This is a genomic window from Mesorhizobium sp. WSM4871 (assembly GCF_055811295.1).
In genome coordinates this window covers 118,475-132,110 of sequence record NZ_JBVVPU010000008.1, presented here as the reverse complement: position 1 = coordinate 132,110, position 13,636 = coordinate 118,475, and the positions used below count along the sequence as shown (strand labels likewise).

Below are 13,636 nucleotides of genomic sequence, written 5' to 3'. Positions count from 1 at the left end.
TGCTGTTGTGGGGAGGGTGTGTTGAGATTCAGGTCAGGCCGAGTCGAGAATGGTGGGCTTCGAGAACCGGAGCGCAGCGTACTTTTGGGTACGTGAGCACCGGAAGCGCAGAAGACCGCCATTCGCAGGCAGGCCTCACCTGAATATCAACACACCCTAGCCCGGCCCGCCCAGGCGCGGTGGAGGCGGCGGCAACACATCCTCGGCCGAGATCGCCCGCGCCTCCGAGGGCAGCATGATCGGGATGCCGTCACGCACCGGATAGGCAAGCTTTGCCACCCTCGAGATCAGTTCGCCGCGTTCCGGATCCCAGGCCAGCGGACCCTTGGTCAGCGGGCAGGCCAGCAATTCCAAGAGCTTGGGATCGACATCGATCTTCTTGCCGTCACGCCCATCCGCCATCCGGTCCGTCCTCCTGGGCAATCGCTAAGTCTGAGCGGTCTTCCCTTCTCCTCTTGTGGGAGAAGGTGGCCGAGCGCAGCTCAGTCGGATGAGGGGTGTTCCAGCTTGGCAACGACGGCGATCCGTCCAGCACCCCTCAACCGTCTCGGCGCTGCGCGCCGATCCACCTTCTCCCACAAGGGGAGAAGGACAGTTCTTCTTACTGCAAGCTCGAACCAAAGTCCTCATTCTCGCGTGCCAGCGCCATTTCGGTGATGGCGATCAGCGTTTCGGCGCGCGTCTTCAAATCCGGCGCTTCGAGCAGCGCCTGTTTCTCGGCCGGCCCGTAGGGCGCCATCATCGACAGCGCGTTGACCAGCATGGCGTTTTCCGCGCGGCTGACGCTTTCCCAGTCGGCTTCCAGATCATTGGCCTGCAAATAGGCACGGAACGCCCTGAGCAGCGCCGGCCGGTCGATCCCGGTCTCCGCCTGGTCTTCGTCCAGATCGGTGAGAAAGGGCGCGAAACGGCACTGGCGAAACGGCGTCTTGACGGAGAGTTCCTGCACGATGCGAAACCGGCACACGCCTTGCAGCGAGACCAGATAGCGGCCGTCGCCGCTCTCGGAAAAAGCGATGATGCGCCCGGCGCAACCGACGCTGCACAGTTCCGGCTCGCCATGGGCACGCAAGGCGCCATCGAGGCTGGGCTGGATCATGCCGATCAGCCGCGGTCCGGCGATCACCTCGTCCACCATCTGCAGATAGCGCGGCTCGAAGATGTTGAGCGGCATGCGGCCTCCCGGCAGCAGCAACGCGCCTTCGAGCGGAAAGATCGGGATCGTCGACGGCAGATCCGTGCCCAGCCGGTAATGCGCGTTTCCCGCTTGCACCTCGTTCCTCCGATCGCTTCATATCGAGAAGCGCCTCCGATCCGCCTGTGCCCAACGCAGCAGGCCGATCGGGCCTGTCCTGAAACGCTTCGCGTCATGAACGGATGATGCGCTTCAAGTCGGCTGCCTGCTCTTGGGCCTCACCACTAATCTGGCGCGGCCGCCGCCGGCCGCAAGGCCAACGGTAAAAAACAGCGCCGGCTTATGAAAACAGCAATGACGACAGTTTGCGTCGCGCCGACAGCGTCGCCTCGTCGGTCATGCCCCAGGCCTCGAAGAATTGCAGCAACTGGTTCCTGGCGCCATCGTCGTTCCATGTACGATCTGCCTTGACGATCGCCAGCAGATTGTCGGCCGCCGCCATGCGCTCGCCCTTGGCGTTCTGGATCATGGCAAGATCGAACCGCGCCTGGTGATCGCCCGGGTTTTCGGCCAGGCGCCGCTCGAACTCGGCCGGGTTGCCAAGCGCTGAAGCCTGCGCGGCAAGCGCTATCTTGGCGCGCACCGCGGCGAGCGGCGGTGCATCCTTCTTTGCCTCCGGCGCCCGCGCCAGCACGGCTTCGGCGCCCTCGGCATCGCCGGCCTCGAACAGAAGATCGGCCAGCCCGGCGATCGCCTCGATCGTTTCCGGCGCCTGCTCCAGGATCGCGTCGTAAATGTCGGCGGCTGTCTGCGCGTCGCCGGCCTCACGCGCCTCCGCTGCCGCGGCAAGCGCCTCGGCGACCTGCGGGGCGCCGCCATTCTTGCCGCCGACCTTGTCGATGAACTGGGTGATCTGGCTCTCTGGAATGGCGCCCATGAAGCCATCGACCGGCTGACCGTCCTTGAAGGCGATGACCGCCGGGATCGACTGGATGCCGAGCTGGCCGGCGATCGAGGGATGATCGTCGATGTTCATCTTGACCAGCTTGACCTTGCCGCCGGCCGCCTTCACCGCCTTTTCCAGCAGCGGCGTCAATTGCTTGCAGGGGCCGCACCACGGCGCCCAGAAATCGACGAGCACCGGCTGGCGGCGCGATTCCTGAATGACGTCGGCGGCGAAAGTGGCGGTCGTGGTGTCCTTGATGACATCGGCCGGCGCCTCGCCAAGTGCTGCTTTCGCGGGAGCCGCCTCGGTACCGCCATACTGCACCGACGTGGCGTACTGGCCGCCATTGCTGCCGAATTGGCCGCCAAATGGATTGTTGTCGCTCATCTCATCGCCCTTTCGGTCGCGCCGCCAGCTTCGGCCTGGCGCAACGTCTCGTCTCCAGAAATCGGTTTTTCAGCCCTGCCGGCTTTTCCGCCATGCATGTGGCGCTTATGCCGAGACTTTCAAGATAGCAGGATCGTGCCCGGTTGCCTCGACGAATCTGACGAGATCGGCGGCGGCAATCGACGTCGTTGCCTCATTGGTCAGCGGATGGGCGTTGATGACCGCATGATCCATCAATGCCTGGTCGAGGATGACCTTGACCCGCAACTTCGTATCGTTGATCAGGCCGAAAACCGTGACCGCGCCCGGAACGACGCCGAGCAGCTCCATCAGCATCTCCGGTCTGCCGAAGGAAACGCGGCCGGCGGCGCCGATAACATGGTGGATCTGCTTCAGGTCGACCACCGCCTCCTCGCCGACGCTGACCAGGAAGAAATTGTCTTTCTTGTCCTTGAGGAACAGGTTTTTCGTATGACCGCCGGCGATTTCCCCGCGCAACGCCTGCGAATCGGCAACCGTGAATAGCGGCGGATGGCGCCGCGTCGAGACGTCAATGCCTAGATCGGCGAGAAAGGCGAAAAACTCTGCTTCGGTTTTCGGCATCAGGCATCCTGTCGGCGCGGTTCCGGTCAAGCCGTTTACGGCCAATGGCGCGGTCGAGACAAGACCGTAGCGCGGCGACGCGCTGGATTCCGTTAGCCGTCACCTATGCGATGATCTCTGTTTGCGTCGCTGGGCGCCGCCGAAAAAGCCTGCGATTTCCCTGTTGCAATCGCCGCGCTCTTCAGCCATATAGGCGCGGCTTGCGGCCCGAAAGCCGCGCGAGCGGGTGTAGCTCAGGGGTAGAGCACAACCTTGCCAAGGTTGGGGTCGAGCGTTCGAATCGCTTCACCCGCTCCAGTTTCCTCCCAGGGAATCAAGCAGTTGAACAGGGCCGCCTTCGGGTGGCCTTTTCATTTTCTCGTTGCGTGCCGCCACCCTGTCGCCACCGCGATTGATTTCTGGGAGCCGGGCGCACGAGATGTAAAGCAGCTGATGTTGGCCCGATCAAACATTGCCCAATGGTCCGCGGCCTGATACTCGACGCGAGTTGGAGATTGCGAGCGCCCGCTGAACCCCGAGATTATCCAGCCCGATGAACAGGTCGAGACCTATCGAGAATCGCGGGACCGCGAACGCGACCGGCGCGTTCCCGTGATGAAGACGGGCTCACTGTATTTTGTCTGGTGGTCCTCTGGCAGAACTGACCCGCCCAGATGACCGCGAGAGCCCCGCAGCGTTATCGCCTGATCGACATTTCCAGGGGTGCGGCGGCCCTGGCCGTGCTGATCTACCACTATCGGCACTTCTACTTTCCAGAGGCAGGTCCCGATCCAATCGTTGGCGACAGCAGCATGCTGCCGTGGCATGGGGCTTTGTGGATTTTCTACGACTACGGCTATTGGGCGGTGCAGTTCTTCTGGATCATTAGCGGGTTTGTGTTTGCGGCCACCTACATTGATCACCCGGTAAGTGGAGGCGATTTTTTCATCCGCCGGTTTGCGCGGCTCTACCCGCTGCATTTTGCGACCTTGATCCTGGTTGCAGTTCTGCAATTCTGCTCATCGATGGCAGTGGGCCACGAGCAGATATACGAGCATAACGACGCCTATCACTTCACCCTGAACCTGTTCATGGCTTCTGCGTGGGGCTTCGAAAAAGGCTGGTCCTTCAATGGACCTGTGTGGTCGCTTTCGGCTGAAGTCGTCGTCTACTTCGTTTTCTTCTGGAGCCTGTCGTTCCTGCGGCGCTACCCGGCTCTCGTCACCGCCATAGGCGTATCCGCACCGCTTGCCATATTGGCCCAGCACGTGACATCACCGGTCGTGCAGTGCGCCTTTTTGTTCTACCTTGGCGTGGCCGTTTTTCTTCTGCTGAGGAAATCGATCACGCTGGCGATTGTGGGAGCCGTTTCGGCCCTTCTCTTCCTACCCATCGCCCAAGCGTTCCCCATTCCGGTCAACTTTCAGGTGGTGGTCGCTTTCATCGGTCTGGTGCTGGTGACCGCTGCCATCGACACTATCGGCATATACAGATCCGACGGGTTGAAATGGTTCGGCGATGCCACCTATGGCAGCTATCTCCTGCATGTCCCGTTGCAGATAGCGATCAACACGATCCTCGACTTTTTCAGAATCGACAGGCCGGAAATTGCGTCCAATCCGTTATGTCTCGTCGCGTTCATTGGCGTTGTTTTCGGGCTGGCGGCTCTGAGTTTCCGCTATTTCGAGAAGCCTTTCGATCAAGGCATCAGAAAGAGATACGCCCGCTTGGGATTGAGTGCCCCAGGCCCCTTCATCCGTTCGGCCGATGTCCCTGGCCAGGGAACATCCGAAATTAGAATCGATCCTTAGGGATCATTGGACTGTCCTGCCCCTATAGACTGTCCAGGGAGCGCCGCCGGCTCCGGCCGGCGGTGCTTTCAGCACGTTGTCCCACAGCGGTTTGACGCCGGACGGGTCCGTCCGGCATATCGTCCATCTGGTGCGGCGGGCCGCCTCAGTGCGGAAAATCGCTCTTAAATGCGGCACAGATTATTAATCGTTATTCACCAACAATATCTGTTGGGCTTGTTGTATTCTGGAGTTGATTTTTTTGGCCGTCCTTGGCGCTCTCCCTCCCGATCTTCGCTGTCGACCAATTCGCGAAGCTGACTGGGAAGGAGTGGTCGATTGCCTGTGCAGGGGTTTCCCGGAGCGGAACCGTAGTTATTGGACACAGGCGCTGATCCGTCTGTCGCAGCGGCCGTCCATTGCCGAATTCCAGCGATACGGCTTTGCCCTGGAAAACGCCGGTCGGATCGTCGGTGTCGTGCTGACCCTCTATACCCGTTATCAGGGGCAGGACGGCGACGAAATCCGCTGCAACCTTTCAAGCTGGTCCGTCGACGCGGAATTCCGTCCCTATGGCGCCATGTTGGTTGCGGCGGTTCTCAAGCGAAGGGATGTCACCTACACGAACATCTCGCCGGCGCCCGCGACGTTGAAAGCCAACCGGGCGCTCGGCTTTCGCCTCTTTTCCAATGGACAATTTGCCTTTTTGCCGGCTTTGAATTCGGTGCAGCGGTCACGTCGCGTGCTTGAAGTTCGTCCCGACCTTGCGGAAATGGCGATGCTGCCCGACAGCGAGAGATACATACTCTCGGAACACGCCGCGCTGGGCTGCCTGTCATTGATTTGCATTTGCGACGGAGCAGCGTTTCCTTTGGTGTTGATGCCGCGCCGAATGTTGCGTGGTCTTGTCCCATGCTATCAGATCATCTATTGCCGCTCTCTCGCGGATCTGAGCCGGTGTGCCGGCGCTCTGGGGCGCTTTCTCTTGCGAAGCGGAATCCTGCTTTGCGTCGTCGACGCCAAGGAGCCGATTGCAGGTCTGCACGGATGGTACCGCCCCAACAAGGGCCTGAAGTACTTCAAGGGCCCCAAACCACCCTCGCTTGGCGATCTGACGTTCACCGAGCTTGTGATATTCGGCCCCTGAACGAAGCGGCTGCGGCCTTCACGCCGTTCCGACCCGACGCAGGCAAGCCTGCCTCACGCCAGCTCGACAGTCCGTCCCAACTCGATGCTCTGCTCGGCGGCGAGCACTATGCGCAGGCTGTTGACCGCCGCATCCATCTGCTCGGTCAGATCGAGATCCTCTGCGATGGCGCGCAGGAAGAACGCCTGCTCGCGGTCGCAAAGCTCCTGGTGGCCGGGCTCGTCCTCCATGCTGACGATCTCGTCGGGCTTGCTGAAATTCTTGTCGCCATCGACCTGCGCATAATGGATCTTCAGCGCATCGGTCTTGGTGTGGCGGTCGATATCGGCGGAGTTCGACACCTCGGCAGCCTCGGCCGCGCTGCTTGCCGCCTGGCCGGCGACAATCGAGACAGCGCCCTTTGGACCGACCACATCCTTCACGAAATAGGCCGTCTCGCTCATCATCGGGCCCCAGCCCGCTTCGTACCAGCCGACCGAGCCGTCATCGAAGGTGACATGCAGATGGCCGTAATTCTGCTTGTCGGCTTCCGCCCACAATTTGGCGCCGATGCCATGCACCCGCACCGGCTTGGCGCCGGTCAGCTGGCACATGACGTCGACATAGTGCACGCCGCAATCGACGATCGGGATCAGCGAATCGATCAGGTTCTTGTGCCAGTGCCAGGCGCTGCCGCTGCTCTGCTGGTTGAGGTTCAGCCGCATCACCAGCGGTTTGCCGAGCGTCTTGCCGACCTCGATGAACTTGATCCAGGAGGGATGCACCCGCAGGATATAACCCAACACCAGCTTGCGGTTCTTCGCCCGCGCCGCCGCGACGACCTTTTCGGCATCCTCGATATTGGTGGCGAGCGGCTTTTCCATGAACACATGGCAGTTGGCGGCGATCGCCTTCAGCGCGTATTCGGCGTGCGTATTGGGCCAGCTGTTGACGGAGACGGCATCGGGCTTCGTCTCCTCCAGAGCCTGGTCGAAATCCTCGTAGAGCGGATAGCCGGCGAGTTCGGCCGGGATCTTCTTGTTGCTCTTGATCGAGCGGCTCATGATGCCGACGATCTCGAAGCCGTCGGAGCGATGATAGGCGCTGGCATGCGATGCGCCCATATTGCCCAGCCCCACCACCAGCACTTTTACCTTGTCGGCCAATGCCACCTCCCGTGCTCTTTTCAAATGATTTTGCGGGAGGCAACCTGGTCGCCGCCCGTATTGGTCGTTTTTCCAGGGCAATCGCTTCAGGTTTGCGCTGCCCCTCATCCGCCTGCCGGCACCTTCTCCCCGTATAGGGACGGGGAGAAGAGGGCCGGCCGCAACCCTGGCGCTTCTTTTGCAACGCTAGTTATTGTTGGCGAAATCCTTTGCGAAAGCGTCTTTCTCCCCGTCACTATACGGGGAGAAATGCCCGGCAGGGCAATGAGGGGCGGCATCGGCAATTCTCCAGCACGAATTTGCCGGCGTGCTACTTCACCGCCGAGTCGAACAGATGCGCCTTGATCTTCTCGACATCGAGCGCGGCAAAGCCTTCCGACAGCTTGTAGCCATCGGCATCGGCCTTGACCTTGGCCTTGTCGAAATCATTGGCCGGGCCGATCAAATCGTTGGTGCAGACGTCCTCGGCCTTCACCGGGTTGGTGATCTGGCCGATCTTGTGGATCTCGTCGAAGAAACCCTGCCAGCTCGCCATGTCGTGCGAGCCCCAGCCGCCGCGCTTGTCCATGTCGCCGCGGAAGACGTTGATCTGCTGCAGGATCGAGGTGGTGCCGAGCTCCGGCCCCAGATTCTTGGCCAAAGTCGGGAACTGCTCGAACACCGCTTCGACGGCGGCGCGTGGGTTCTGGTAGCCGAACTCCAGCCCCATCGCCCAGCCGCGCAGATATTTCTCCAGGAACGCCTTGCGGTCGGGGTCCTCGAGATCGGCGGTACGCACGACGAATGTGTTGGCCGGCAGCTTCGAGTTCTGCACGCCGAGCCAATATTCGAAATCGAGGCCCTTGGCGATCCATTCGGCGCGCAAGCCCTCCCATGACAAGGCGGCATCGCCCTGGCCGCCGGCAAGTGCTGTGCCCCAGGTCGGCCAGCCGGCCTCGACATATTTCACTTTCTTGATGTCGACGCCTTGCGCCGCCAGCAGCGGATCGGTGATCGACTGCCAGGCGGCGGAGCCGAGCAGGATGGTCTTGCCTTCGAGCGTCTTCAGGTCGTTCGTGCCCTCGCCCTTGCGGAAGGCGATGCTGAACGTGTCGCGCGCGCCCATGTGGAACACGGATTTGAGCTTCATGCCGTTCTGGATGGCGAAGGAGAACACGCCAGGCGAGGGAAAGCCCATATCGGCCTGGCCGACATCGACGAACTTCACCGTCGCCGTGCCGTCCGACGGTCCCGGCTGCATGTCGGTGTCGAGGTCGCCGAAATAGCCGGCTTTCTTGGCCGCCCAATAGGGATAGTCGTCCAGCACCTCGAGCGTGCCGCGCGGCGAGATCCAGGTGAACTTTCCATAAGCCTCGGCCCTGGCCCTGAGGCCGGAAGCACCGAGCGCGGTCGCCGTCACCAGGCCGGCGCCGGTCACCTGCAGGAAAGTGCGGCGGGAGATCCCGGCACTCAGGCTGATCGAACTTTCTTTGGTCATGGCATTCCCCTTTTTGTTGATTGCTTGTTTGGCCCTGCCGCCCGCCTCCCGGGCGCCTTCATCTGCTCCGTTTCATGCCTCCCAGCTCGCCCATTTCTTGCCGATCAGGAAGAACAGCACATAGATCAGGATGCCGAGGGTCGACAGGATCAGCACCACCGCGAAGAATTGCGGCATCTGGATCATCGACGAATAGGTGGTCAGCCGGTTGCCGAGACCGAAGCCGCCGCCGACCATTTCGGCGCCGACCGCGGTCAGCAGCCCGAAAATCGCGCCGATCATCAGCCCGACCAGGATCATCGGCAGCGCCATCGGCGCGCGGATTTTCCAGAAGATCTGCAAGGTGCTGGCGCCATAGGAGCGCGCCAGCGCGATCTTGGCGTTGTCGACGCGGCGAAAGCCGGTCGCCGCGTTGATCATCACCATCGGCCCGGCGGCCAGCGCCACCGCGATGATGCGCGGCGTGTAGCCGAAGCCGAAGCGCAGGATCAGAAGCGGCACCAGCGCCAGCATCGGCGTGGTGACCAGCAGCAATATGTAGGGCGCGACGATCTTCTCGGCGAAGGGGAACTGCGTGATCACCGCCGCCATCACCAGTCCGATGACCGCGCCGATGGTGAAGCCGGATATCAGCTCGACCAGCGTGTAGCCGAGATGCGGCGCGATCAGCGGGAATTCGTCGAACAACGCGTAGGCGATCGAGCTCGGCGGCGGCATGATGTAGAGCGGCACCTGGAACAGGCGCAGCGCCAGTTCGATGCCGCCGATGATGATCACGGCGACAGCGAGGATGGCCGCCACCTCCTTGCCCGACTTGATGCCGGGACCGCTGGCAAAGGCCGACAAATTGGTCAGGCTGACATCATGCCCATCGCCGGCCTTGGCGCCCGCCTTGGCCTTCGAAAATTCCGGGATGGCGTCGCCTCCGCTCACGGCCTGATCCTCACGATTTCGGCGGTGGGCCGGTCCGGCGCCTTCGGCCGGGAGCGCTCCCCGACAATATCCATCTTGATCTTGTTGGTGAGGTCGAAGACTTCCTTGGTCGCCATGATCTCCAGCGAGCGCGGGCGCGCGAACGGCACGCGATACTCCTTGGCGACGCGGCCCGGCCGCGCGCTCAGCACCACCACCCGGTCGGACAGGAATATCGCTTCCTCGATGCTGTGGGTGATGAAGACGATGGTGGTCTTGGTGTCGAGCCAGATCTCCTCGACGAGCCGGTTCATCTCCTCGCGGGTAAAGCTGTCGAGCGCGCCGAACGGCTCGTCCATCAGCAGCACGGACGGTTTCAGTGCCAACGCCCGCACGATCGCCGCGCGCTGCTGCATGCCGCCGGACAGCTCGCGCGGAAACTTGCCGCCGAAACCGTCGAGCCCGACACGGTTGATGAGATGCGCGATCCAGGCGCGGTCCGGCTTCTCGCCCTTGATCTCGAAGGGAAAATGGATGTTGGCGTCGAGATTGCGCCAAGGCAGGAGATTTGCCTCCTGGAAGACGATGCCGATATCGGGATGCGGACCGGTGATCTCCTTGCCGTCGAGCCGCACCCCGCCGCTGGTCAGCCGGTGCAGCCCGGACATCGACCACAAAAGCGTGGTCTTGCCGCAGCCGGAAGGGCCGACGATCGAGACGATCTCATTGGCGTGGACGTCGAGGCTGCAGCGGTCCAGCGCCAGAAGGTCGCCGGAAGCCGTGTGATAGACCTTGGTCGCGGCCTGCACGCCAAGCTTCGGGGTGGTTGCACTGCCCGCGTTCATGCGCCCCTCGGAGATTGCGCGATCAGCCCCTCGGTCATCGCGCGAAATCAGTCTGTAACTATCCTACTTTGCTGTCAAGCGGAGAGCCGGGATGTAACCCGGCAGTTTGCGCATGCGTCTCGTATTATGTTGTTTTTATTATGTTTCTATTGCTTGAAAAGAATGTTGCTTTCCTACATACTCCTGAAAAACGGCTCCGGCAGTGGACAGGCAAGCGCAGCATTCGCATCCCGCGTTGCGGACGTGATGACGGCATGCAGACATGGTAGAGATTCCAGCTCCACGAATGGCAGGAAGGCTCAATGACTAAAGCTGATGGGCGGACCTCAAACGACAATGCCGATGGGCGCGCGGCCGATGAACACGACCATGTCAGGCGCATCCCCGACATCATCTCGCTGATCAAGGATTCTTACGCCGAGCTGCGACCGGCGGAGCGGCGCGTCGCCGATGTCGTGCTCGACGACGTCCGATACGCGGTCGATGCTTCCAACGCCGCACTTGCCCAGCGCGCCGGCGTCAGCGAACCGACGGTGACGCGCTTTTGCCGCGCCATCGGCTGTGACGGCGTGCGCGACTTCAAGCTGAAGCTGGCGCAGAGCCTCGTCGTCGGCGCGCTCTATCTGAGCAAGCCTGCGCCGGCGAGCGCCGACAATGGCATGCCGTTCTGGAACGCCGTGTTCGGCGAGGCGCGCCAGGCGCTGCAGGAGGCCGAGCGGCAGCTCGATCCGGCGCAGCTGGTCAAGGCGGCCGAGCTCATCGCCAAGGCGCGCCAGGTCACCGTGTTCGGCCTCGGCGGCTCCTCGTCGGCGCTGGCGCAGGAAACCCAGTACCGGCTGTTCCGCTATGGCATCACCGTCAGCGCCCAATGCGACCCCTATCTGATGCGCATGACCGCCTCGACGTTGAAGCCCGGCGATCTGGTGATCGCCATTTCGGCGACAGGACGAACGCGGGAGGTGATCGAGGCCGTCGAACTCGCCAAGCACTACCGCGCCAACGCGATCGGCGTGACCGCGCCCGACACCGACCTCGCCCGCGCCTGCGACGTCCGGCTGACGGTGGCGGTGCCCGAATATCCCGACACGCTGAAGCCGACGGCCTCGCGCTTCGCCTTCCTGGCGGCGATCGATCTGATGGCGGTGGCTTGCGCCTACAAGCTCGACGGCTCGGCCCGCGAAACGGTCCGCCGCATCAAATACAACGCCCAGATCCACAGGACAGGCAAGGAAATGGAACCGCTGGGGGATTGAGGCCAGTTTGCGGGGCACTTGCGCTACCCCTCACCCCTTACCCTCTCCCCGTGAAGAACGGGGAGAGGGGGTCGCCAGCGTTGCGGCCAGCCCCCTTCTCCCCGTCACTATACGGGGAGAAGGTGCCGGCAGGCGGATGAGGGGCGGCGCCGAGTTTGACAATTGACGGCCCCAGTATGAATTGGGTGTATTGCAGGAAGAGGAAGAATGCTCGAGATCGCACCATCGAAACAGGCCGCCAGCTGGCTTTCCTCCTTTGCCCAGGCGCTGGAGACCGGCGACGTCAATGCCGTGACCAATCTGTTCGCCGACGACTGCTACTGGCGCGACCTCCTGACCTTCACCTGGAACATCAAGACCATGGAAGGCCGCGCCGCGATAAGCGAGATGCTGGAAGCCACGCTGACAACGGCAAGGCCGACCGGATGGCAGCTCAACGGCGAGGCCAGCGCCGACGAAGGCACGATAGAGGCCTGGTTCACCTTCGAGACGGCGTCGGCCTGGGGCCAGGGCATCATGCGCCTCAACGACGGACGCTGCCGCACGCTGTTCACCGCGATGACCGACCTCAAGGGTTTCGAGGAGCGCAAGGGCCCGGCGCGGCCGCTCGGTGTCCGCCACAAGGCCGATCCGGACCGCGAGACCTGGGCGGAGGCAAGGGCGCGCGAGATGCGCGACCTCGGCGCTTCCGAGCAGCCCTATTGCCTGGTCATCGGCGGCGGCCAGGGCGGCATCATGCTGGGCGCGCGACTCCGGCAACTCGGCGTGCCGACCATCGTCATCGAGAAGAATGCGCGGCCCGGCGATTCCTGGCGCAACCGCTACCGCACCCTCGTGCTGCACGACCCGGTCTGGTACGACCATCTGCCCTACATTCCATTTCCTGAGAATTGGCCGGTATTCACGCCCAAGGACAAGATGGGCGACTGGCTGGAAATGTACACGCGCGTCATGGAACTCAATTACTGGGTCGCCACAAAGTGCGTCAGCGCCAGCTATGACGAGGCAGAGAAGGTCTGGACGGTCGTCGTCGATCGCGCCGGCCAGCGCATCACACTGAAGCCGAAGCACATCGTCTTCGCCACCGGCGCCTATGGCCCGCCACGGCGCATCGACCTGCCTGGCGCCGATCAATTCCAGGGCGAGCTGCTGCATTCGAGCCAATATTCCAGCGGCGAGAAATTCCGCGGCAAGAAGGTTGCCGTCATCGGCGCGGCAAGCTCGGGACATGATGTCTGCGTCGATCTCTGGGAAAGCGGCGCCGAAGTGACCATGATCCAGCGCTCGCCGACCACGGTGGTCAAGTCCGACACGCTGATGGAAGTCGGCTTCGAGATCTTCTCGGAAAAGGCGCTGGAGCGCGGCATCACCACCGAGAAGGCCGACATGATCGTCGCCTCGACGCCGTTCGCGCTGGTGCCGCAGGGCCAGCGGGCGCTCTACGATATCATCAGGGAGCGCGACGCGGCCTTCTATGATCGTCTGCGCGCTTCCGGCTTCGCCCTCGATTTCGGCGACGACGAAACCGGCCTTCTGATGAAGGCCTACCGCACCGGTTCGGGCTACTACATCGATGTCGGAGCGTCGGACCTGATCATCGACGGCCAGATCGGCCTGCGCAGCGGCGTCGGCATCAAGGCGCTGACGTCGACCGGCATCCTTTTCGACGACGGCACTGAACTCGCGGTCGACGCCATCGTCGCCTGCACCGGCTACCAGTCGATGAACGAGACCGTGGCGCAGATCGTCTCGCGCGAGGTCGCCGACAAGGTCGGCCCATGCTGGGGCCTCGGCTCGGGCGTCAGGGGCGACCCCGGCCCGTGGCAAGGCGAGCTGCGCAACATGTGGAAGCCGACGGCACAGGAAGCGCTATGGTTCCACGGCGGCAATCTGGCGCTGTCGCGCTTCTATTCGAAATATGTGGCGCTGCAGATCAAGGCGAGGATGGAGGGGATTGCAACGCGGGTTTATGGGGTGCCCAGTAATTCGGGCTGCTAACCTGTGCCTTCGTCATCCT

At 62.5% G+C, this 13,636-nt stretch carries 12 protein-coding genes and 1 tRNA gene; 5 read left to right on the top strand and 8 right to left on the bottom strand.

All coding sequences use genetic code 11. The annotated features are described in order from the left end of the window. Positions 1-156 precede the first annotated feature (156 nt). The 4 genes from AC0L2H_RS17785 to AC0L2H_RS17770 all read right to left on the bottom strand — a co-directional run bounded on the left by AC0L2H_RS17785 (position 157) and on the right by AC0L2H_RS17770 (position 3,071). The gene (locus tag AC0L2H_RS17785; protein WP_473591419.1) at positions 157-402 is read right to left on the bottom strand and encodes a Trm112 family protein; all 246 of its coding nucleotides are present in this window, start codon (positions 400-402) and stop codon (positions 157-159) included. 199 nt (positions 403-601) lie between these two features. Next, the gene (locus tag AC0L2H_RS17780; protein WP_473591418.1) at positions 602-1,273 is read right to left on the bottom strand and encodes an LON peptidase substrate-binding domain-containing protein; all 672 of its coding nucleotides are present in this window, start codon (positions 1,271-1,273) and stop codon (positions 602-604) included. Positions 1,274-1,475: 202 nt separating this feature from the next. Next, on the bottom strand, positions 1,476-2,468 hold the full coding sequence (trxA, locus tag AC0L2H_RS17775) for a thioredoxin (protein WP_473591417.1): 993 nt from the start codon (positions 2,466-2,468) through the stop codon (positions 1,476-1,478). A 105-nt stretch (positions 2,469-2,573) separates the two neighbouring features. After that, positions 2,574-3,071, bottom strand: coding sequence for a prolyl-tRNA synthetase associated domain-containing protein (locus AC0L2H_RS17770; RefSeq protein ID WP_473591416.1), 498 nt, complete (start codon positions 3,069-3,071; stop codon positions 2,574-2,576). A 222-nt stretch (positions 3,072-3,293) separates the two neighbouring features. Here AC0L2H_RS17770 and AC0L2H_RS17765 point away from each other — a divergent pair. From AC0L2H_RS17765 to AC0L2H_RS17755, 3 genes are all read left to right on the top strand, one after another. Continuing rightward, a tRNA-Gly gene (locus AC0L2H_RS17765) sits at positions 3,294-3,368 on the top strand. A 356-nt stretch (positions 3,369-3,724) separates the two neighbouring features. Then, positions 3,725-4,861, top strand: a complete 1,137-nt coding sequence (locus tag AC0L2H_RS17760) for an acyltransferase family protein (RefSeq protein ID WP_473591415.1) — start codon at positions 3,725-3,727, stop codon at positions 4,859-4,861. 241 nt (positions 4,862-5,102) lie between these two features. Next, the gene (locus AC0L2H_RS17755) at positions 5,103-5,987 is read left to right on the top strand and encodes a GNAT family N-acetyltransferase (protein WP_473591414.1); all 885 of its coding nucleotides are present in this window, start codon (positions 5,103-5,105) and stop codon (positions 5,985-5,987) included. Between the two features lie 53 nt (positions 5,988-6,040). On the opposite strand, the gene AC0L2H_RS17750 is transcribed toward AC0L2H_RS17755, so the two are convergent. From AC0L2H_RS17750 to AC0L2H_RS17735, 4 genes are all read right to left on the bottom strand, one after another. Continuing rightward, complete coding sequence (locus AC0L2H_RS17750) at positions 6,041-7,132, bottom strand: Gfo/Idh/MocA family protein (protein ID WP_473591413.1); 1,092 nt, start codon at positions 7,130-7,132, stop codon at positions 6,041-6,043. 310 nt (positions 7,133-7,442) lie between these two features. Beyond that, complete coding sequence (locus AC0L2H_RS17745; protein WP_473591412.1) at positions 7,443-8,609, bottom strand: ABC transporter substrate-binding protein; 1,167 nt, start codon at positions 8,607-8,609, stop codon at positions 7,443-7,445. Between the two features lie 72 nt (positions 8,610-8,681). After that, positions 8,682-9,542 carry an ABC transporter permease gene (locus AC0L2H_RS17740; protein ID WP_473591411.1) on the bottom strand — a complete coding sequence of 287 codons (861 nt, stop codon included), beginning with the start codon at positions 9,540-9,542 and terminating at the stop codon, positions 8,682-8,684. Next, positions 9,539-10,366 (bottom strand): ABC transporter ATP-binding protein, encoded by an 828-nt coding sequence (locus AC0L2H_RS17735; protein WP_473591410.1) that lies wholly within the window; start codon positions 10,364-10,366, stop codon positions 9,539-9,541. The genes AC0L2H_RS17740 and AC0L2H_RS17735 overlap by 4 nt, the downstream gene beginning before the upstream one ends. A gap of 302 nt (positions 10,367-10,668) precedes the next feature. On the opposite strand from AC0L2H_RS17735, the gene AC0L2H_RS17730 reads away from it, so the two are divergent. Both AC0L2H_RS17730 and AC0L2H_RS17725 read left to right on the top strand, forming a co-directional pair. Then, a complete protein-coding gene (locus AC0L2H_RS17730) occupies positions 10,669-11,619 on the top strand; it encodes a MurR/RpiR family transcriptional regulator (protein ID WP_473591409.1) in 951 nt (316 codons plus the stop codon). Between the two features lie 207 nt (positions 11,620-11,826). Then, the gene (locus AC0L2H_RS17725) at positions 11,827-13,617 is read left to right on the top strand and encodes an NAD(P)-binding domain-containing protein (RefSeq protein WP_473591408.1); all 1,791 of its coding nucleotides are present in this window, start codon (positions 11,827-11,829) and stop codon (positions 13,615-13,617) included. Positions 13,618-13,636 lie beyond the last annotated feature (19 nt).